This is a genomic window from Vibrio panuliri (assembly GCF_009938205.1).
Lineage (GTDB): Bacteria > Pseudomonadota > Gammaproteobacteria > Enterobacterales > Vibrionaceae > Vibrio > Vibrio panuliri.
The window spans coordinates 1,739,216-1,759,525 of the sequence record NZ_AP019654.1 but is presented as its reverse complement, the minus strand read 5'-3'; the positions used below and the strand labels follow the sequence as shown (position 1 = coordinate 1,759,525).

The window sequence follows — 20,310 nt, the reverse complement described above, 5'->3', positions numbered from 1 at the left end:
AATGGCAATTTTACAAATTGGTGCTGGTGGCGTTGGTTGGGTAGTCGCACATAAAGCGGCGCAAAACAATGACGTGTTAGGTGATATTACTATTGCATCACGCACAGTCAGTAAGTGTGAGAAAATCATCGAGTCAATTCATAACAAGAACAACCTGAAAGATGGCGCAAAGAAACTTCAAGCGCGTTCTGTGAATGCAGATGATGTAGATGCACTTGTTGCCCTGATTAATGAGGTTCAACCTGATCTAGTGATCAACGCGGGCCCTCCATGGGTAAACATGCCAATTATGGAAGCGTGTTACCAAGCAAAAGTCTCATACTTAGATACCTCGGTGGCGGTGGACTTATGCAGCGAAGGTCAGCAAGTACCACAAGCTTATGATTGGCAGTGGGAGTACCGTGAGAAGTTTGCCCAAGCGGGCATTACCGGAATTTTGGGTGCGGGTTTTGATCCGGGTGTTGTGTCGGTATTTGCCGCTTATGCCGTTAAGCACTTGTTTGATGAAATCGATACGATCGATGTGATGGACGTCAATGCAGGTGATCATGGTAAGAAGTTTGCGACAAACTTTGATCCTGAAACTAACATGCTTGAGATTCAAGGTGATTCATTCTACTGGGAGAATGGTGAGTGGAAGCAAGTGCCTTGTCATTCACGTATGCTGGAGTTTGATTTCCCGAACTGTGGTACGCACAAAGTATACTCAATGGCGCACGATGAAGTCCGCTCAATGAAAGAGTTTATTCCAGCAAAACGTATTGAGTTTTGGATGGGCTTTGGTGACCGTTATCTAAACTACTTTAATGTTATGCGTGATATTGGTCTTTTAAGCCCAGATCCGCTGACACTGCACGATGGAACCGTTGTTCAACCGTTACACGTTTTGAAAGCGTTACTGCCGGATCCGACCTCGCTGGCGCCGGGCTACACGGGTAAAACATGTATCGGTACCTGGGTGCAAGGGCGTAAAGATGGCAAAGAGCGTAGTGTCTTTATTTACAACAACGCCGATCATGAAGTGGCGTACCACGATGTAGAGCATCAAGCGATTTCTTACACTACAGGTGTGCCAGCAATTACCGCTGCGTTGCAGTATTTCCGTGGAGAATGGGCTGATAAAGGTGTATTCAACATGGAACAACTGGATCCGGACCCATTCCTAGAGACAATGCCATCGATTGGCTTAGATTGGGATGTGTTAGAGCTAGAGCCAGGCCAACCAGTGATTCATAAGCTGAAATAATCACTTGTCATTCCGCGCTGCAAGCAAGGAGCGCGGTGCGGGATTTTAACAGAGAGATTCCGGACTTATACCGATGGCATAATCCGGAATGACAAGAGTAGGGATTAGCAATACTTGTCATTCCGTACCGCGAGGAACGAGCGTGATGCGGAATCTTAATAGAGAGATTTCGGAGTTATACCGATGGCATAATCCGGAATGACAAGAGTAGGGATTGGTAATCCTAAAAGGCAAGTTATTGGGGTTGGATGAACTTCCACAATAAGAAAAGGTTGGTATGCAGCAAAATGAACTAAAAACGCCTTACTTTATGATCAATGAAGACAAGTTGATTGAAAATCTAGAAAAGGCAAAGCAGCTTAAAGAGATCTCCGGTGTGAAACTGGTGTTGGCTCTCAAGTGTTTTTCCACTTGGGGTGTATTTGACATTATTAAACCGTACCTAGATGGGACGACGAGTTCTGGTCCATTTGAGGTTAAGTTAGGTCATGAAACCTTTGGCGGTGAAACTCACGCTTATAGTGTTGGCTATAGCGAAGAGGATGTAAGAGAAGTTGCTGACATTTGTGACAAGATGATTTTTAACTCGCAATCGCAACTGTCTGCCTATCGTCATCTTGTTGAAGGGAAAGCATCATTGGGTTTACGGCTCAATCCGGGAGTGAGTTACGCTGGACAAGATTTGGCAAACCCAGCTCGTCCGTTCTCTCGTTTAGGTGTTCAAGCTGACCATATTGACGCAACCGTATTCGAGTCAATTGACGGTGTCATGTTCCACATGAATTGTGAGAACAAAGATGTTGATGCCTTTATCGAGTTACTTGATGCCATTTCAGCTCAGTTTGGTGAGTACTTAGATAAACTTGACTGGGTCAGTATGGGGGGCGGGGTTTTCTTTACTTGGCCGGGTTATGATATAGACAAGCTTGGATCAGCGTTGAAAGCATTTTCCGTTAAACATGGCGTGCAAATGTATCTTGAACCGGGTGAGGCAATCATCACTAAAACCACCGACCTAGTCGTCACCGTGGTCGATATTGTTGAAAACGACAAAAAAACCGCGATAGTTGATTCGGCTACGGAAGCGCATCGATTAGATACGTTGATTTACAACGAACCTGCCGCGATCCTTGAAGCGAGTGAAGATGGAGAACATCACTATGTGATTGGCTCATGCTCTTGTCTGGCTGGGGATCAATTTTGTGAAACGACTTTTGCGCAACCACTTAAAATTGGTCAACGCCTACATATTCTTGATAGTGCCGGCTACACCATGGTGAAGCTTAACTGGTTTAATGGGCTTCGAATGCCTTCGGTATACTGTCAGCGCACTAGCGGGGCGATTGAAAAACTCAACGAGTTCGATTACAGCGATTTTAAACGCTCTCTTTCTCAGTGGAGCGTTAACTAAGCCAATAACAACAAGCCCGCTAACTAAGCGGGCTTGAACGATTTAAAGCTGTATGTCACTAGGGTTGAACGATAACGCGAGTATCCTCACTGAGTGATTCAAGCTCTTTGGCAATATCGTCAATCTGTACTTCTCGTGGTAAGCGAAGCGCGATTTGCGCAGTAAAGAGGCTTGAGCTTACGCCACCACCACCGGCGATGAAAACACGTTGGCAGTCCATATCTAAAATGTCGATGCCTTGATCGTCAAGCAGATGAGTAATTTCATTTACAATACCAGCACGGTCATTCGCATCCAAACGGATTTGGAAAATTGTTTCCGCACTGTGTTTGTGGGCTTCTGAATCGATTACCTCAACGAGCAGGTTGGGTTGATCTTTAAACGCTTGCTTAACGAACTCTGCATTTTCACTTGGCATTTCTACCTTAATAACAGCCGCAACTTGATCTTCGATAAAGTTAACTTTACTGATTAGCCATTTACCGCCGTTTTCATGGGTGACGGCAGCGAGTTTTTTTATTGTGGAAGGTGACGCTTTTCCGACAAAGTTTGCGATGAAAGTGGTCGTCATAGGATGCCTCCTGAATGCATGCGAAGGGCGGGTAATTCAGTCAAAACAGTGTATTTACGAGACGTTGATTTCTATGTGAAATCGCGGAGAAACTGTTTTGCTTTAAATTCAGTTTAGAACTCAGAGTTTTATATGGTTTGATCTAGGTCAATTTTTTGACCTAATTAATTTCTGGTAAGCTGAGAATCAAACTTTGAGCACAAAACCGCAGTAGACCTTAAGCATGTTATTAATATTTAAAAGAATAGACCACTATTTATCACTAAGGTGCAGGTGCTCATTGCTTGAGTGTGTGTCATAAGCTCGACGCAAACCAGAGATGTTCGCGGTGCGATGATAGAGCCGTCAGCTCTGTTTCCTTAGGGGAACTGTGTCAATCTCACGATCTATCGTCACGCAGCGTCTGTTTTGCGTGAAAAGAGTAGAAGCTTACCGCCGGAGTTATTACACTGTCTCTTTTGACCAATGTTTCTAGCTAGCCTTCGTTGAATAATGCGATATGTCGCGGTATGGATTGACTGGGCAGCGAGTATCACTACTCGATTGGGCACTCATCGGTGAGAGTTTTGAAAGGCTTGTTTAAGTCACTCCCGCTTAAATTTTCTGTGAAGGGAAAGATATGTTGAAAATCGCAATGTTAAGTACAGGCGAAGAAGTATTGCACGGTGATATTGTTGATACGAACGCCTCATGGTTGTCGGAGAGGTTCTTTCAGCAAGGTTTCCCTTTAACTAAGCGCTCCACGGTTGGTGATAGCTTTAACGGTTTAGTCGAAGAACTTCTAATGTTGAGTTTCAACAGCAACATTGTTGTGGTTAACGGTGGTTTAGGACCAACCAGTGATGATCTGAGTACTGAGGCAGCTGCAGCAGCGGCAGACGTTGAACTGGAACTTGCTCCCATCTGGCTTGAGCGTCTGCAGCAGTTTTTTGCTAATCGAGGCATGGCCATGCCAGAGAGTAACCGTAAGCAAGCAATGTTGCCCAAAGGCGCTCAGCTAATCGACAATCCGACTGGTACTGCCTGTGGTTTTAAATTCACCATCAATGATTGTGTTTTCTATTTTACGCCCGGTGTACCGAGTGAGTTTAAGCGCATGGTTGATGAGCAAATTATTCCTGATTTGCAGCATGATTATCAGCAGGTCGAAGGGCTAGATTGCGGGCGAGTGTATACCTTTGGTACATCCGAATCTGCGCTTTCGGACAAACTCGATAAGCTTCAATTACCACAAGGGTATCAACTCGGTTATCGTTCTTACTTGCCTTATATAGAGGTGAAGCTATTTGGTCCGAAAGGCGATCTGGATACGCGCCTAAAACTGATGCAATTGATTTTTAAATTGATTGAACCGAATGTGGTTAGTATTGACCAGCCAATGGATGAATATGTCGGGCAGTTAATTGCTGAGCGCAAAATGTCGATATCTTTAGCTGAGCGCTCAACCCACGGGAGTTTGGCGAACTGGCTTCATTCCAATCAAAACGCGCAAGATTATTGTGGTCATGGCTGGGTGTTGGGCGGTCAAGTGGCTGTCGGTACCAATGGTGGTGATGAGTTGGCAGAAGCCTTTGCGTTAGCTGGGGCAACAAAAGATAAATGCGGTACGGATATCGCGATGGTTTCTGGTCGTCTTATTGATATGAGCTTTGCGGTGGCTTTGGCAACGCCGGAAGGAGAGTGGGGACAAATCCTTACCTTTAATCGTCGTTTCAGTGCTAAAGATCAACAGACCTTAATCACGACGGTGTGTGCTGATATGTTGCGCCGATACCTATCTAACAAGCCGATTTTTGCTCACTATAGTTCGTTGAAACGTGAAAAAGAGATGCATGTTCCACGCAGTGCACTTAAGTGATCTTCTCTGCTTTACAGGTGTTTCGCGCGCTATCTGGACTGGCTTATACGAAAATCATCTAAGATTTATCCCTATGTTAATTAAAGAAAAATGAAGAATTCTTAAAATTGACACGTGATCTTTGCCAGATTGATCTTAAACTAGAAGTTCTGGGCAGAAATGCACAAGGAGGGTGGTATGTTCCAGCAGTCTAAGATTTTGGTTTGGTATCAGGTAGCGAGTCAAAAAGTAGTATTAGGCGAGGCGTTTAATTCAAGCCAATATGATGTGCATTCGCTTTGGCGTCGAACTCCAGAAGAGTGTGACTCCCACCAAGGAATGGGTTACCGTTTATCGCTATTTGATGATGGCGGACGAGAAATTGCTGGTAAAGCCATTTCCATGGGGACGGCGGATCAATTGTTAGCAGGGCCAGCTCTGAACCAAGCTTAATTTGGTTAATGACTTTTTTTGCAACCCTTTGCTTTGTTGATGCAAAGTTGTTCGTGATTAGTTATTTGCTTCGAATACAAAAAAGACCAGTCATTGACTGGTCTTTTACGTTTTTGGCTTCAATTAAGCACGTTTTTCTTTTAGCTTGTACACCACTTCGTCGAGCTCAATGTCACTTTTTGCTCGGGTAATACAAGGTAAGATCTCATCTGCTTGGGTATAAGCCATTGCAAAACCAACGTATTCAACTTCGCCTGACTTTAGCTTGCATCGGCATGCGCCGCAGTGTCCGTCTCGACAGTTGTATTCTACTTCCACGCCTGCGTTTTCCAGTGACTCTAATAGTGTATTACTAGAGTTTGAAACGATGGTGGTCGTGCCGTTGATTTTAACTCGCGCCATTAAAGTTCGAAGTCCTTGAAGTCGTCTGCGTGCGCATCACTTTCAATCTGACCCACTAGGTAAGATGAAATTTCAGCTTCTTGTGGTGCAACCTGAACGTTATCTGATGACAACCATGCGTTGATCCAAGGAATTGGGTTTGATGTCGCGCCAGGGTAGGCTGCTGGTAGACCGACAGCTTGCATACGAACGTTGGTGATATATTCAACGTACTGGCATAGGATGTCTTTGTTCAAACCGATCATTGAGCCATCTTTGAATAGGTATTCAGCCCACTCTTTTTCTTGCTCAGCCGCTTCTTTGAATAGGTCGAAACACTCTTGCTTGCACTCTTCTGCAACTTGCATAAATGAGAAGTCATCTTGACCGTTACGCAGAAGGTTGATCATATGCTGGGTGCCAGTGAGATGCAGTGCTTCATCACGAGCAATCAACTTGATGATTTTCGCGTTACCTTCCATCAGCTCACGTTCTGCAAAGGCAAATGAACAAGCAAAACTTACGTAGAAACGAATCGCTTCTAGTGCATTGACTGACATTAGACACACATAAAGTTTCTTCTTCAGATCATAAAGAGTGATCTTCACTTCTTCGCCGCCAATCACGTGTGTACCTTCGCCTAGGCGATGGTAGTCATTGGTCATCTGAATAAGGTCATCGTAGTAGTGAGCAATATCTTTCGCGCGCTTGAGGATGTGCTCGTTCTCAACGATGTCGTCGAACACGATACCTGGGTCATTGACGATATTACGAATAATATGGGTGTATGAACGTGAGTGAATCGTTTCAGAGAATGACCATGTCTCAATCCATGTTTCCAGCTCAGGTAGTGAAACCAAAGGAAGTAACGCGACGTTCGGGCTACGGCCTTGAATAGAATCCAGTAGCGTTTGGTATTTCAGGTTTGAGATGAAAATATGTTTTTCATGATCTGGAAGCTTGTTGTAGTCGATGCGATCGCTTGATACATCAACCTCTTCTGGACGCCAGAAGAATGACAATTGCTTTTCGATCAGTTTTTCAAAAATCTCGAATTTTTGTTGGTCGTAACGTGCAACGTTAACTGACTGACCAAGGAACATTGGTTCTTTAAGTTGGTCATTTTTGTTTTGATTAAAAGTACTGTAAGCCATGCTGCCTCAATTCCTTTTAAGCCCCTCGAACTTCAAGGGGCGAATGTTCATGAAAGAATACTAGTGTTGCCTTAAGACCTAGCTTAGATCTTACAACCGCCGCCTGCGCAATCGTCATCAGCAGGTTGTACTGCATCTTTCTGATCGTCTTTCGCACCGTCACGAGTGTTATGGTAGTAAAGTGTTTTTACACCATACTTGTACGCGGTGAGCAGGTCTTGTAGCAGTTTCTTCATTGGTACTTTACCGCTTTCAAAGCTGCTAGGGTCATAGTTAGTGTTGGCTGAAATTGCTTGGTCAACAAACTTCTGCATGATGCCAACTAGGTGTAAGTAACCGTCGTTAGAACCAATATTCCACAGCAACTCGTAGCGTTCTTTAAGGTTAAGGAAATCAGGCACAACCTGTTTCAAAATACCATCCTTAGACGCTTTAACTGACACGTAGCCACGCGGCGGTTCGATACCGTTAGTTGCGTTTGAAATCTGAGACGAAGTTTCAGATGGCATCAAAGCGGTTAGCGTTGAGTTACGTAGACCATGTTCCATGATCTCTTTACGTAGCTCATCCCAGTCATAGTGCAATGGCTCATCACACACAAGATCGATATCTTTCTTGTAGGTGTCGATCGGCATCAGACCTTTGGCGTAGTTCGTTTCGTGGAATAACGGACACTTGCCTTGCTCTTTCGCTAGTTCTACAGATGCTTTTAGTAGGTAGTATTGAATCGCTTCAAAGGTACGGTGGGTTAGACCGTTTGCGCTACCATCTGAGTATTTCACGCCATGCTTCGCTAGGTAGTATGCGAAGTTAATGACACCCACACCAAGAGTACGACGGTTCATCGTTGACTTGTACGCCGCTGGAAGCGGGTAGTCTTGGTAATCAAGCAGTGCATCAAGTGCGCGAACCACTAGCTCAGAAAGCTCTTTAAGATCATCCAGTTCGTTGATTGCGCCAAGGTTGAATGCAGATAGCGTGCAGAGTGCAATCTCACCAGAATCATCTTCAACGTTAACCAACGGTTTAGTTGGTAGTGCGATTTCCAAACATAGGTTTGATTGACGAACAGGTGCAACTTCCGAATCAAACGGGCTATGAGTATTACAGTGATCGACGTTCTGAATGTAGATACGGCCTGTTGAAGCGCGTTCTTGCATAAGTAGCGAGAACATTTCAATCGCTTTCACCGTTTCTTTCTTGATTGATGGATCGTTTTCGTACTTCACATACAAACGTTCAAACTCGGCTTGGTTCTCAAAGAACGCATCATAAAGCCCAGGAACATCTGATGGAGAGAATAGGGTGATGTTGCCACCTTCAACTAGGCGTTGGTACATCAGTTTGTTCAACTGCACGCCGTAGTCCATATGACGAACTCGGTTTTCTTCTACACCACGGTTGTTCTTTAACACCAATAGAGAACGTGCTTCGCCGTGCCACATTGGGTAGAACACAGTCGCAGCGCCACCACGTACACCGCCCTGTGAACAGCATTTAACTGCCGTTTGGAAGTATTTGTAGAATGGGATACAGCCAGTATGGAATGCTTCACCACCACGAATTTCAGAGCCCAACGCACGAATACGACCAGCATTGATGCCGATACCAGCGCGTTGAGAAACGTAACGAACAATCGAGCTTGCCGTTGCGTTGATCGAATCTAGGCTATCACCACACTCAATCAGTACACATGAGCTGAACTGACGAGTAGGGGTACGTACGCCAGACATGATTGGCGTAGGCAGAGAAATCTTGAATGTTGACGTCGCATCGTAAAACCGTTTGATGTAGTCAAGACGCGTCTCTTTCGGGTATTTGGCGAACAAACACGCTGAGACAAGAATATAAAGGAACTGCGCGCTTTCGTAGATCTCACCGGATACACGGTTCTGCACGAAGTATTTACCTTCAAGCTGTTTCACCGCGGCGTAGGAGAAATCTAAATCACGGTCATGTTGAATGTATGAGTTTAGTTCATCCAGTTCAGCTTTAGTGTAATCCTCAAGAATGTGTTGGTCATATTTACCCATCTCGACGAGTCGAGATACGTGGTTGTAGAGCGTTGGTGGCTCATACTGACCGTAGGCCTTTTTACGCAAGTGGAAAACCGCCAAGCGTGCTGCTAGGTATTGATAATCTGGCGTTTCTTCAGATATCAGGTCAGCGGCAGACTTGATGATAGTCTCGTGAATGTCGGATGTAGTAATGCCGTCGTAGAACTGAATGTGAGCTCTTAGTTCTACTTGTGATACCGAAACATTGTCGAGACCTTCCGCCGCCCATGTAATAACACGGTGGATTTTCTCTAGGTCAATGGTCTCTTTTCGGCCATCACGCTTTGTGACAGTGAGTTGTTGTTTCATTCTGCTTCATTTCCCTAACAAAACTGATGAAAGCCGTGTTTTATTGTACTTGTTGTAAATTATTATTCGGCTTTGTGATCAAAATCTATCTGTTAATTATAGTGCAAACACAAGATATAGGGGTCATTTTGCTTGCGGGTTACAAGATAGTGCTATTGAGGGGCATTTTCAAGTTGAAGATCGTGCAGTTCCTGTGGATAACTGGTTAATTAAAAAATTCAGTAAGTGGATACTAACCGATGAAATTAGGCGTGGCGTGACTGTATAAAATTACGGTTTTTGATTCGGTTCTTTGTTAACCACAACGAAAAAAAAATATCTTGATCTTAGACAAAAAAAGGTATTGAAATTTTACCTGTTTATTCTGGAATCGATCGCACGAAAATCGTGCAAGATCCGATAAAAAAGGCGGGCACAATGTGCTACCGCCTCAGATCGAATGATATTTAAGCAAGCTAGAATTTTCGCGTGTGGACAATGTAGTTCACATCGACATTTCGCCCTAATTTGTACGTGTCAGTCAGAGGGTTGTAATGCAATCCTGTCATGCCATATTCAATGAGATCCGTTTGATCGATCATTTTGATCATTTCAGAAGGGCGGATGAATTTGTCATGGTCGTGCGTCCCCTCAGGTACGATTTTTAGCAGTTTTTCTGCGCCGACAATCGCAAAGAGGTATGACTTAATATTGCGGTTTAATGTCGAAAAGAAAACGTGGCCGCCAGGCTTAACCAATGCCGCACAAGATTGAATAACAGACAGTGGATCAGGGACGTGCTCTAGCATCTCCATACAGGTGACGACATCGTAATGACCAGCATGGTCTGCAGCGTGCTCTTCGATAGTGCTTTGAATGTAGCTGAGCTTTGTTCCCGTTTCGAGAGCGTGCAATCGAGCCACTTCCAAAGGCTCTTTACCCATATCAAGCCCAGTAACGATTGCCCCTTGCTTTGCCATGCTTTCAGCTAAAATTCCGCCGCCACAGCCAACATCCAGTACGGTTTTACCAAAAAGACCGTTGGCATTATCTAATACATAATTGAGACGTAGCGGGTTGATTTGATGCAAAGGCTTAAACTCGCCTTCTAAATCCCACCAACGGGATGCCATCTCTTCAAACTTCTTGATTTCGTTCGGATCTACGTTGAGTTGTTTAGTCATAATCCATTTATCTATTTGGCAAACTTCGTTTGGCATTATAGCGACAAATCAACATCGCTCCATAGAGAATGTTGTTTTCGTTAGTTTTGGTTATAAAACAACCAACTTTCAGTATGATATGCAAGTTGTGTGCAAATAGTCGGCAATTGATTCACAACAGACCTCACAACCTGATAAAAGGAGAGGGAAAGTGATGCCGAAGTGACGATTTGTGTGTTATATTTTTGCACCTTACACGAATCGTATTTACGATCTGATAATAGAGGGATAATGGCTCTATGAGCGATTTAGCTAAAGAGATCACGCCCGTAAACATTGAAGACGAGCTTAGAGGTTCGTACCTAGACTACGCGATGTCAGTTATCGTGGGTCGTGCTCTTCCAGATGTGCGTGATGGCCTAAAACCAGTACACCGCCGCGTTTTGTTCGCGATGAATGTACTAGGCAACGATTGGAATAAACCATATAAAAAATCTGCCCGTGTTGTTGGCGACGTAATCGGTAAATATCACCCGCATGGTGATAGTGCTGTATACGACACTATTGTACGTATGGCACAACCGTTCTCACTGCGTTACATGCTAGTCGACGGTCAAGGTAACTTTGGCTCGATCGATGGCGACTCAGCAGCAGCAATGCGTTACACCGAAGTTCGTATGTCAAAAATTGCACACGAGCTATTGGCTGACTTAGACAAAGAGACAGTGGATTACGTACCAAACTACGATGGTACGGAGCAAATTCCTGCAGTTCTTCCAACTAAAATTCCAAACCTATTGGTAAATGGTGCCTCTGGTATCGCGGTAGGTATGGCAACCAATATTCCACCGCACAACCTTGGTGAAGTTATCGATGGTTGCTTGGCGTACATCAATAATGAAGAGATCACGATTGATGAGCTAATGGAATACATTCCTGGTCCGGACTTCCCAACAGCGGCGCTTATTAGTGGTCGTAAAGGCATTGTAGACGCGTACAAAACTGGTCGCGGCAAAATTTACATGCGTTCTAAAGCGGATGTCGAAACAGACAAAAATGGCAAAGAAACCATTATTGTTACTGAGATTCCTTACCAGGTGAACAAAGCTCGTCTAATCGAAAAGATTGCAGAGCTTGTTAAAGATAAGAAAGTTGAAGGCATTAGCGCGCTACGTGACGAGTCTGATAAAGACGGTATGCGTATCGTTATCGAATGTAGGCGTGATGCGGTTGGCGAAGTGGTTCTAAACAACCTTTACGCTCAAACTCAGCTGCAAACAACATTCGGCATCAACATGGTTGCCCTAGATAATGGTCAGCCAAAACTCTTCAACCTAAAAGAGATGTTGAAGTGCTTCGTTAACCACCGTCGTGAAGTGGTGACTCGTCGTACTATCTACGAATTGCGTAAAGCTCGTGAACGTGCACACCTTCTTGAAGGTTTGGCACTGGCACTGGCAAACATTGATGAAATCATTGATTTAATCCGTAATGCTCCAACACCTGCAGAAGCGAAAGCTGGCTTGATCGCGCGTGGTTGGGATCTAGGCAACGTAGCGGCAATGCTTGAGCGTGCTGGCACTGATGCGGCTCGTCCTGAGTGGCTAGAGCCTCAATACGGCATTCGTGATGGTCAATACTTCCTGACAGAGCAGCAAGCGCAAGCGATTCTTGACCTACGCCTACACAAGCTAACAGGTCTTGAGCATGAGAAGATTCTAGACGAGTACAAAGTACTACTAGAAGAAATCGCAGAGCTTATGCACATTCTTGCGAGCACTGAGCGTCTGATGGAAGTGATTCGTGAAGAGCTAGAAGCGGTTCGTGACGGATTCGGCGATGCTCGTCGTACAGAAATTACTGCAGCGAGCCACGACATTGACATGGAAGAGCTAATCGCACGTGAAGACGTTGTGGTAACGCTGTCTCATGAAGGTTATGTGAAGTACCAAATCCTAAGCGACTACGAAGCACAGCGTCGTGGTGGTAAAGGTAAGAGTGCAACTAAGATGAAAGAAGAGGATTACATCGAGCGTCTGCTTGTTGCGAATACTCACGACAACATCTTATGTTTCTCTACCCGTGGTAAGACATACCGACTTAAAGTTTACCAATTGCCGCATGCTAGCCGTACCGCACGTGGTAAGCCGATCGTCAATATTCTTCCTCTAGAAGATGGCGAACGCATTACGGCGATTCTTCCTGTTTCTGAGTTTAGTGCTGATAAGTTTATCTTTATGGCAACAGGCGATGGTACAGTTAAGAAGACGTCACTTGATCAGTTTGCCAACGTACGTTCTAACGGTCTGATTGCGGTTAACCTGCGTGACGATGATGAGCTAATCGGTGTGGATATCACTGATGGTCAAAGCGACATCATGCTGTTCTCTAAAGCGGGTAAAGTGGTTCGCTTTAGCGAAGACAAAGTACGTGCTATGGGTCGTACTGCGGCGGGTGTTCGCGGTATGAAACTGGCGGATGAAGACCAAGTAGTATCATTGATTGTTCCTGCCAATGACGGTGACATTCTAACAGTAACGCAAAATGGTTACGGTAAGCGTACTGAACTGGCTGAGTACCCAATCAAAGGTCGTGCGACACAAGGTGTTGTTTCTATCAAGGTTTCAGAACGTAACGGCCCAGTAGTTGGCGCTGTTCAAGTTGAAGTTGGCGATGAAATGATGATGATCACAGACGCAGGTACGCTAGTACGTACACGTGTAGCGGAAGTGAGTCAGGTTGGTCGTAACACTCAAGGTGTGACACTAATCCGTACTGCTGCTGACGAATCTGTGGTTGGACTTCAACGCATTGACGAAGTTGAAGAAGTTGAACTGCCAGAAGGTGAAGAAGGCGAAGTTGTCGCAACTGAAGCACCACAAGCTGAAGTAAACTCAAATGATCAAGCGGATGATTCTGCAGAAGAATCTGAAGAGTAATCTTTTGAACTGAAAATGGAACCGAGCCTTGTGCTCGGTTTTTTTCTATGCCTAATGAACGTTATTCAATCTCACTCCCTTCATTTATTCACCGCGTCGGACGTGAACAGTCAAATGTAACTCGTGCACTGGCAACACAGTTTGGATGTGAACTTAAGCGTGTCCGTCGTTCACGAAACTGGTTATTGGTCGGTGACTATTCAAGTTTGTCTGATCTATTAGTTGCTTTAAGAATAGAAGATTCGCTTGCTCATCAATTTACAATTACCAAGTTATCGGTGGCACTTGCGAGCATCGAACCTCCAGTGACACTAGAGCAGCAACTCGCCCAGTTATTGAACAACAACCCCAACATAACGCTTGCTGAAATGATGGAAGTGACGGGGTGCGATATCACTGACGCGCGTAAAGCTCGTTTTGAAAGCGATACGCTGTAACTTCTTCCTTGCCCCTGAATCCTGCATCTAGAAGTCACTTGAGTATATTGCTTGATTATTCACGGTTTTTTATCCGTGATTAGGACAATATATAGCCTAGCACTTAACGGTTATACATCTGTTCAAGGAGCGAGAAGAGCGTTATGTATCAACAACTGACAAAAGCAAAGCGTTTGCAAATCTGGGCATTGAGGAAAGAGGGGAAAAACCAATCTGAGATCGCCAAGCAGTTGAACATCCATCGTTCGACAGTCAGCAGAGAGATTAACCGTAACTCTGGTCTCTATGGGTATGAACCGCAACTGGCGCAGCAAATGGCGGCATATCGGAAAAAATACCACCAACAAATCACAGAGAATCAATACCAAGAGCTATGGCAAGAGCTTACTCGACTTGGCCTAAGCGCTGATAACTGCAAGCGGTTTATTCTAAGCCATCATCCAGAGTTGTCGATTGAGCAACTGGAGCAGCTGATTTCCTGTCCGAGTGCTAAGTAAAGCGCTCTAATAGACTTGGTCAATTTTAATCGGTTAGAGCAGAGTCATGTCTAGCGGCTCAAGAATCTTTCGTCGCTTTTATCCAATTATGTGAGCTCCCTCACTTGTTGCACTTGCCCTGAATTGACCTTTATTACTCCATTTTTTGATGTTGCTTTAAGCGTGGATAGGCAACGCTCAGCGGCAGCTTTTTAATCTAACAAGTAAACAGCGCATTTGATTTAACATGTTGCACTTGCTCAAGCGCTCAATCTTAATCCTTGTAAGGCGCTGAAAATAAAGCAATAAATAACATCCATTCACTGTGATGACCATCACTTCAAATATAACTCGATGTTTCTATATTCGTTTTACTACAACACACGCTTAAATGAAGGAGCGCTCAATGAGAAAGTTCAGTCATATTGGTATCCCAACCCATAATGCTCATCAAGGTGAGGTGTTTAATCCCGACATCGGACTTTATGCGACAGACTTTAATCATAGTGAGCATGCGATTGAGTGGTTACGGTTTTTGGAAGACAGTCCAATGCCTGAGGCCCTCAAGAATACTGCGCATGTTGCTTACGAAGTTGATGATCTTGAAGAGGCGATAAAAGGCAAACAGGTTCTGTTAGCGCCATTTCAGGCGAATGACTCGCTAAAAATTGCCTTTATCATGGAAGATGAGGCGCCCGTTGAACTGATGGAGTACGCATAAACCGATTGCTTTGTTGACTCGCAAGGCTTGGCGGTGAGCAATCGCAGCAAGTCCGAGTGTAGGCGTTTTAAGTTGTTCCAGATACAGAGAGTAAGATTATGAAAAAGTTTATTAATAATGCTGAAAATATCACGACGGAACTCTTGCAAGGTTACGCAATGACGTTTCCACAAAAGATTAAGATCATCTCAGAAAAAATTGTGGCACGCGTTACGCCAAAAGATCCCAACAAGGTTGCATTGGTTACGCTAGGTGGTGCTGGTCACGAACCTGCGTTGAGTGGCTATGTTGGTGAGGGCATGCTGGATTACTCCGTTGTGGGGGATATTTTCGCGGCACCAGGAGCACCGAAAGTATTTGAAGCGCTAAAACTGGCAAATTGCCCAGCCGGAGTGCTGCTGATTGTCCTCAACCATGAAGGTGACGTCATGGCAGCGAAGATGGCAATGGAAATGGCGGCGCGTGAAGGTATAAAAGTGAAAATGTTGCTTACCCACGATGATATCAGTGCTGGGCTCAATTCAGATATTCATGATCGTCGTGGACTTGCCGGATGTGTTCCAATCTACAAAATTGCGGGTGCTGCAGCGGAGCAAGGGGCGAGCTTAGAGGAAATCTATCGCATAAGTTCAAACTTTAATCAAAGCATTGCCACTTTGGCGGTCGCGATGAGTAACGCAACCCATCCTCAGTCCGGTATGGCAATTGGTGATCTAGCCGGTGATGAAATGGAAATCGGTATGGGACAACATGGCGAAGGTGGCGGTGGACGAATGAAGATCCAATCAGCGGATGATACTGCCCATATTATGATTGAGCAGTTGTGCAAAGCGATTGATCTGCAATCTGGCGATGATGTGATGCTTATGATTAATGGTTCTGGGGCCACGACGTTGATGGAAATGTTTATCGTCGCAAGGGCTTGTCACCTTGCGTTGCAAGACAAGCAAGTCAAAGTCGCTCGTTCCAAAGTGGAAGAAATACTGACGGTACAAGAGATGGCGGGTTTTCAAATGTGCTTAGCCAAATTTGATAGTGAAGCTCTTCGCTATTGGGACAGTCCTTGCAATGCGCCATATTGGGTTCAGCAATAACCGCGTTCCTTAACGTAACGCAGCGGGTATTTTTCTGCGTTTACGTTAAGGGCATTTTGGCCGCTTTATCGTTCATGACTCCTCAGCTAGATAGAAGGGGAGTCGCTCACTTCCAAGTAGGGAGAAACGGTATGAATACGCTTAATCAACATCATTTTTCTTGTATGCTCCAAACCGCAACACGTAACCTTGTTGATCAAGTTCCTATGCTTAACGAGTTAGATAGTCAGACGGGTGATGGTGACCATGGCTCAACGATATCTCGTGTGTGTCATTGCATTCAAGAGTCGATTGCTGCTGAGGCCCAAGGTTGGGAGAATCAAATTTCCACGCTAGGTTGGCGCATCATGGAACAAGATGGTGGGTCAGCGAGTATGCTGATCGGTAACCTATTCTTAGGTATCAGTGAAGGTCTACAACGCGATGACTTAACACCTTTGGAAACTGCTAACGCATTTCAGTTGGGTATTGAGCGAGTCAGGCGGTTAAGCGGCGCTAAGTTGGGTGATAAAACCATGCTTGACGCATTGGTTCCTGCAGCAGAAGCAATGATGGTAGCAAGTGAGGAGGGCAAGAGTTTTCCTCAGTTGTTTCAAGACGCAGCCGTAGCAGCGCGAAACGGCGCGAATTCAACTAAGATGATGGTCGCTAAACGCGGTAGAGCTAAAAATATGGGCGGTAAAGCGGTGGGACATATCGACCCGGGAGCGACCAGTATGGCTATCCTGTTTGCATCATTTAGCCAGTCAATCGAACAGCAGTTTTCACTGAGTGAATCCAATCTGATTACCCTTGAATAAACCTCTAATTATCCTCGCCTCAATTAACGTTGGGGCTGGATGGTCCCACATAATGCAAAAAGTCCTTTACCTCAACTTAACCTGAGGTTTTAAGCTGGGTTCAAGATTACAAGGAAAACCCAGATAAGGACAATCTATGAAAAACTATTTTGAACATGCCAATATTTCCGTGGTTAATCCACACAATACCATTGCATTGATTTTGGCGGCATTGCCTTCTTGGCATGTCCGCGGGCAGGGCAACTATGTTAATGAGCGAAATGAAACGATAGAGTGGTATCACGTTGGCGATGACACCTTCTACCTCGCTATTGATTCGCAAGGGGCTGGTCATATGCCATATTGGACAGAGCGTTTTACTGGCTTGAACCATTTGGGCTTCGCCGTTGATGATCTTGAAGCAACTATTGAGAGATTGAAGGTGGCTGGCTTTGAGCTTGATCACTACGGAGCGGAGCATCCCCATCGAAAAAATGCCTATTTTATCGACGAGCATGGGATTCAAGTGGAGTTTGTCGAGTACTTATCACCGCAAATCAGCGACCGAAACGATTACACGATGTAATGAGTATCGCCCACTAAAGGTGGGCGATATCACGTTTTACTCGTGGTTACTTAATGGCTGTACAGATGCTGACATCTGCATGTTGGGTTTGCGGGTCAAAGCTGTGATAGAGTTCAAAACATGGTCTATCATCATTTTCTACACCCGCATCAATGACTTGAGCCATTAGTGCGTCCCATGCTTCACCATATTGAACTGTTTCCGTTATATTCTGACGCACTACGGCATATTTTCCGCCAGGAAAATCTTGCAGTTCTATGCCATCCGGTACTTCGGTTTGATTATCTACCATCAAGCAGATATCAGTGCGACATTTTTCGCTCGGTGTGACCTCCGGATTGTCGTGATAGATAAAGATACAAGTATTGCCTGCCAAGCCATTCATTTCTGCCCATTGGTAGAGTTTGCCTGCCGGCTCTTCATAGCCAACCCCATAAGGACCATTCACTCGAATATAAGCCAGTTTTGTCGCGGCAAAGTGTTGGATTTCCATTAGTGCTCTCCATATTGTTGAGTTTGATTCAGTATAGGAGGAGAGTGGAGAGCCTTCGTTTCCATTCTTGCGCAGTGCGTGTCCGATCTTGCTGTTTCGCGCAAGCTCGCTAAATTGTCGGTAATCTTCACAGTCTCGAAAAGCTTTGGGCGACACACCAAAATGTTTTTGAAAGGCTTTCGCAAGGCTCTGTGAGGAAGAAAATCCGTATTCGAGGGCGACGTTCAATACCGATTGCTTATTTTTAAAAAGCTCATCTGCTGCGGACTCAAGACGTAAGCGGCGAACAAAGTCCGCCAATGTTTCCCCTTGAACTGCTTTAAAAACACGGTGAAAGTGATAAGGGGATAGGTTAGCGAGCGCTGCGACTTCTTGCAGGTTTAGTGGCTGGTTAAAGTGTAGCTCGAGATAACGAATCACAGGAGTAAGACGTTTTTGATAATCAACAGGCATCGGCATTCTCTTCATTGAATGAAGGGTAAAAGCCTAATCAAACATTAATTGGATTCAAATCAGATACAGAAAATTGGGATAGAGCTCGAGTTTCCCCTCTTGCCCTAAAAGGGCAGTAGAGGGGAAAGGGGGGATTAAGTTTTACAGACGAAACGTTTCCATTCGCACTTTAAGGCTGTGTGCTAGGCTACTGATTTGTTGACATGCCACCGCCGTTTGGGAAGCGCCTTCCGCCATCTCGGTTGAGGCGTAGTTAATATGTTCAACGCTTCGGTTTAACTCTTCAGAAACTGAGTTTTGTTCGCTACACGCAGTTGCAATTTGAGTGCTCATTTGTGCGATATTATCGACCGATTGTTCAATCTGACTGATTTGCTGATCAGCACTGTTTACCTGATCGACACATTGGGCAATGCCGGTTTGACAGTCTCTGCTAGAAAGTCCCATTTTCTTGGTGTGTGCTTGAAGTTGCTCAACAATATCGACTATTTGCGACGTCGAATCCTGGGTTCTTTGTGCCAGTGAGCGTACTTCGTCAGCAACCACCGCAAAGCCACGGCCTTGTTCACCCGCTCGTGCGGCTTCAATCGCGGCATTAAGAGCGAGTAGGTTGGTTTGCTCAGCGATGCCTTGAATTACATCGACAACTAAGTTGATGTTGTTTGAGCTCTCTTCTAGCTCTTGTGCCAATTGCTCAGATTCTTGGATAGTCACTGACACTTGCTCAATGACCGCGATAGTTTGCTGCAAAGTTTGTGTACCTTGTTTCGCGACCTCTGTTGCCGAGAAAGCCGAGCTTGCACCCACTTCAGTATTTTGTGCCACTTCTCCCACCGCGGCTTGCATTTCAGTCATCGCGGACGCAACAGATGCCAACTCTGATTGTTGATTTTGCATGCCATTTGCTGTTTGCGAAGAAATCGCACTCACTTCTTCAACGGCAGCAGTAAGTTGAATGGTTGAGTCGTTGATCTCAGAAACGAGCGAATGTAAGTTAGATTGCATCGTGAGTAGTTCTTTTAAAAGTGTCCCCAACTCATCTTGAGAGAGTTCTTTTTCATCGATCGTATTGTTAAGTTGTCCCTTGGCTATTTTAGCGGCAAATTCAAGTGCTCGATTAACTGGTCGACAGATAATACGAGAGAGCAAAACAGACGATAGGATAATCACCAGTACAATCACTATTGCGCCAGTCGCTGCCGTGTATTGTGAGGTATTCGATTCACTTTGAACCAAGTCGCCAATGTTGTTCACTATCTCAGCATTTAGACTCAAGGTGTGATCCAAACTCGTGAGTGCTTTGGAGTAAGTTGCAAAACTGTCCAGTACAATCTCATTGGCGCGTTCGGCATCGCCATTAACCAGTAAGCTGTTGTATTGTTGGGTTTCTTGGATGTATTGATTCCAAGTGTCTTTAAAGACCTGAAACGAATCCTTCTCATTGCTATCAAGTGGTAAAGCCTCAAAGGCGGTAATGCCTGACTGAACATCTTGACGCCACTGATCGAGGTCGGTTAGCCATTGCCCAATCTTGGGATGATTAGCATTAGGCAGCAGTGAGAACTCGTCTTTGCGCACTTTGGTAATATCAACTTGAATCCCTTTTAAAATGGCAACCGACGGTAAGCTTTTATTTGTCAGCGTTGAGATACTTTGATTGAGTGTCGATAAACTCAATACCATCATCACCGACACGGCCATACAGACCACAAACACCACGATATAACTTAGCCATATTTTTTTGACCACACTTAAGTCTTTTAAACTCATA

At 44.9% G+C, this 20,310-nt stretch carries 18 protein-coding genes; 11 read left to right on the top strand and 7 right to left on the bottom strand.

Annotated elements, in window-relative coordinates:
• Position 1 precedes the first annotated feature (1 nt).
• Both GZK95_RS08000 and nspC read left to right on the top strand, forming a co-directional pair.
• The gene (locus tag GZK95_RS08000) at positions 2-1,246 is read left to right on the top strand and encodes a carboxynorspermidine synthase (RefSeq protein ID WP_075707537.1); all 1,245 of its coding nucleotides are present in this window, start codon (positions 2-4) and stop codon (positions 1,244-1,246) included.
• A 277-nt stretch (positions 1,247-1,523) separates the two neighbouring features.
• A complete protein-coding gene (gene nspC / locus GZK95_RS07995) occupies positions 1,524-2,657 on the top strand; it encodes a carboxynorspermidine decarboxylase (protein ID WP_075716038.1) in 1,134 nt (377 codons plus the stop codon).
• Between the two features lie 58 nt (positions 2,658-2,715).
• On the opposite strand, the gene GZK95_RS07990 is transcribed toward nspC, so the two are convergent.
• A complete protein-coding gene (locus tag GZK95_RS07990; protein ID WP_075716039.1) occupies positions 2,716-3,228 on the bottom strand; it encodes a glycine cleavage system protein R in 513 nt (170 codons plus the stop codon).
• 619 nt (positions 3,229-3,847) lie between these two features.
• Here GZK95_RS07990 and GZK95_RS07985 point away from each other — a divergent pair.
• Together GZK95_RS07985 and GZK95_RS07980 are read left to right on the top strand one after the other, a co-directional pair.
• Positions 3,848-5,086, top strand: coding sequence for a CinA family nicotinamide mononucleotide deamidase-related protein (locus GZK95_RS07985; protein WP_075716040.1), 1,239 nt, complete (start codon positions 3,848-3,850; stop codon positions 5,084-5,086).
• Between the two features lie 177 nt (positions 5,087-5,263).
• Complete coding sequence (locus tag GZK95_RS07980; protein ID WP_075707529.1) at positions 5,264-5,518, top strand: 30S ribosomal protein S6 modification protein; 255 nt, start codon at positions 5,264-5,266, stop codon at positions 5,516-5,518.
• 123 nt (positions 5,519-5,641) lie between these two features.
• On the opposite strand, the gene yfaE is transcribed toward GZK95_RS07980, so the two are convergent.
• The 4 genes from yfaE to ubiG form a co-directional block, all read right to left on the bottom strand.
• Positions 5,642-5,920, bottom strand: a complete 279-nt coding sequence (yfaE, locus tag GZK95_RS07975; protein ID WP_075707525.1) for a class I ribonucleotide reductase maintenance protein YfaE — start codon at positions 5,918-5,920, stop codon at positions 5,642-5,644.
• Positions 5,920-7,053 (bottom strand): class Ia ribonucleoside-diphosphate reductase subunit beta, encoded by a 1,134-nt coding sequence (gene nrdB / locus GZK95_RS07970; protein ID WP_075707523.1) that lies wholly within the window; start codon positions 7,051-7,053, stop codon positions 5,920-5,922. The genes yfaE and nrdB overlap by 1 nt, the downstream gene beginning before the upstream one ends.
• Positions 7,054-7,136: 83 nt before the next feature.
• A complete protein-coding gene (gene nrdA, locus GZK95_RS07965; RefSeq protein ID WP_075716041.1) occupies positions 7,137-9,419 on the bottom strand; it encodes a class 1a ribonucleoside-diphosphate reductase subunit alpha in 2,283 nt (760 codons plus the stop codon).
• A gap of 455 nt (positions 9,420-9,874) precedes the next feature.
• Positions 9,875-10,582, bottom strand: a complete 708-nt coding sequence (gene ubiG / locus GZK95_RS07960) for a bifunctional 2-polyprenyl-6-hydroxyphenol methylase/3-demethylubiquinol 3-O-methyltransferase UbiG (RefSeq protein WP_075716247.1) — start codon at positions 10,580-10,582, stop codon at positions 9,875-9,877.
• Positions 10,583-10,860: 278 nt separating this feature from the next.
• Here ubiG and gyrA point away from each other — a divergent pair, with 278 nt between their 5' ends.
• The 7 genes from gyrA (at position 10,861) to GZK95_RS07925 (ending at position 17,593) form a co-directional block, all read left to right on the top strand.
• Positions 10,861-13,500 (top strand): DNA topoisomerase (ATP-hydrolyzing) subunit A, encoded by a 2,640-nt coding sequence (gene gyrA / locus GZK95_RS07955; protein WP_075707517.1) that lies wholly within the window; start codon positions 10,861-10,863, stop codon positions 13,498-13,500.
• Between the two features lie 47 nt (positions 13,501-13,547).
• Entirely contained in the window at positions 13,548-13,937 is a 390-nt protein-coding gene (locus GZK95_RS07950) for a ribosome recycling factor family protein (protein WP_075716244.1), read from the top strand.
• Positions 13,938-14,080: 143 nt separating this feature from the next.
• Complete coding sequence (locus GZK95_RS07945) at positions 14,081-14,434, top strand: helix-turn-helix domain-containing protein (protein WP_075716243.1); 354 nt, start codon at positions 14,081-14,083, stop codon at positions 14,432-14,434.
• Between the two features lie 385 nt (positions 14,435-14,819).
• Positions 14,820-15,134 carry a hypothetical protein gene (locus GZK95_RS07940; protein WP_075707511.1) on the top strand — a complete coding sequence of 105 codons (315 nt, stop codon included), beginning with the start codon at positions 14,820-14,822 and terminating at the stop codon, positions 15,132-15,134.
• Positions 15,135-15,232: 98 nt separating this feature from the next.
• A complete protein-coding gene (locus GZK95_RS07935; RefSeq protein WP_075716242.1) occupies positions 15,233-16,228 on the top strand; it encodes a dihydroxyacetone kinase subunit DhaK in 996 nt (331 codons plus the stop codon).
• A gap of 131 nt (positions 16,229-16,359) precedes the next feature.
• Positions 16,360-17,028, top strand: coding sequence for a DAK2 domain-containing protein (locus GZK95_RS07930; protein ID WP_075716241.1), 669 nt, complete (start codon positions 16,360-16,362; stop codon positions 17,026-17,028).
• 136 nt (positions 17,029-17,164) lie between these two features.
• Complete coding sequence (locus GZK95_RS07925; protein WP_075716240.1) at positions 17,165-17,593, top strand: VOC family protein; 429 nt, start codon at positions 17,165-17,167, stop codon at positions 17,591-17,593.
• 46 nt (positions 17,594-17,639) lie between these two features.
• Here GZK95_RS07925 and GZK95_RS07920 read toward each other — a convergent pair whose 3' ends face one another.
• Together GZK95_RS07920 and GZK95_RS07915 are read right to left on the bottom strand one after the other, a co-directional pair.
• Entirely contained in the window at positions 17,640-18,539 is a 900-nt protein-coding gene (locus GZK95_RS07920; protein WP_075716246.1) for an AraC family transcriptional regulator, read from the bottom strand.
• Between the two features lie 141 nt (positions 18,540-18,680).
• Positions 18,681-20,309, bottom strand: a complete 1,629-nt coding sequence (locus GZK95_RS07915) for a HAMP domain-containing methyl-accepting chemotaxis protein (protein ID WP_075716239.1) — start codon at positions 20,307-20,309, stop codon at positions 18,681-18,683.
• Between the last annotated feature and the right edge of the window lies 1 nt (position 20,310).